This window comes from Aerococcus sp. L_32, assembly GCF_050689315.1.
The window spans coordinates 1-1,084 of record NZ_JBOEQF010000582.1; the positions used below are offsets into that span (position 1 = coordinate 1).

General features: G+C 35.8%; 2 protein-coding genes. Both read left to right on the forward strand.

The window, feature by feature from the left end:
• The coding region (locus tag ACRCJ0_RS14910) for a class I tRNA ligase family protein (protein ID WP_431390993.1) at window positions 1-466 on the forward strand (466 nt) is incomplete at its 5' end.
• Window positions 467-529: 63 nt separating this feature from the next.
• Window positions 530-1,084: bifunctional hydroxymethylpyrimidine kinase/phosphomethylpyrimidine kinase (locus ACRCJ0_RS14915; protein WP_431390994.1), on the forward strand; the 555-nt coding region annotated here is incomplete at its 3' end.

The window sequence follows — 1,084 nt, forward strand, 5'->3', positions numbered from 1 at the left end:
AGGTGAATTAGACAAAGTTTACCACCAAACAGTTCAAAAAGTAACGGAAGACTTTGACAACCTACACTTTAATACAGCCATTTCTCAAATGATGGTATTTGTAAATGAAGCTAATAAAGCTGAAAACCTATACTATGAATACGTGAAAGGCTTTATTCAACTGATTGCCCCAATCGCTCCGCATTTAGCTGAAGAAATGTGGGTAATTGTTGGAAACGAACCTGGTATTTCATACGTAGACTGGCCAACATATGATCCAGCGATGATCGTTGACGATGAAATCGAAATCGTTGTTCAAGTGAATGGTAAAATCAAAGCGAAATTACAAGTGCCTAATGATAGTGCCAAAGAAGCATTGTTAGAAATTGCCCATGCAAACGAGAAAGTGCAAGAAGCAATTGCAGGTAAAACAATCCGCAAAGAAATCGTTGTACCAAACAAACTAGTCAATATTGTGGCAAATTAGTAGACATCATATCTGTCTTATGTATAATATGGTTAGTTTTAATTAAGGGGAGATGGATTTTACATGAAAAATATTTTAATTATTCACGATACTTCTAGCTTCGGTAAATGTTCTACAACAGTGGCATTACCAATTCTATCAAGTATGTACCTACAAGGAACTATTTTACCAACAGCCTTGTTATCAACACATACAGGGCCTGGATTTGAAGGATTCACATTTCTAGATTTAACTGATGAAATGGAAAAAATCGTGGATCATTGGCACTCATTTGGCTTAAAATTTGATGCAGCATATGTAGGTTACTTAGGTAGCGTTCGACAAATCAAGTTTTTAGAGAAAGAATTGCCAAAATTATTAAAAGATGATGCAAAATTCTATCTTGATCCTGTTATGGCTGACAATGGTAGTTTCTACTACGGTTTTGACGAAGAATATGCTAAAGAAATGTTGAATTTATGCGCGATGGCAGATGTGATTATGCCTAACCAAACAGAAGCGAGCTTCTTGTATGGCGTGGAGTATACTGAAGGTATCTGGTCACAAGAAAAAATTGACGAATTCTTAACATTAGTTCGTAAACAAACCAATGCTTCAGTTGTATTAACTGGTGCAGGT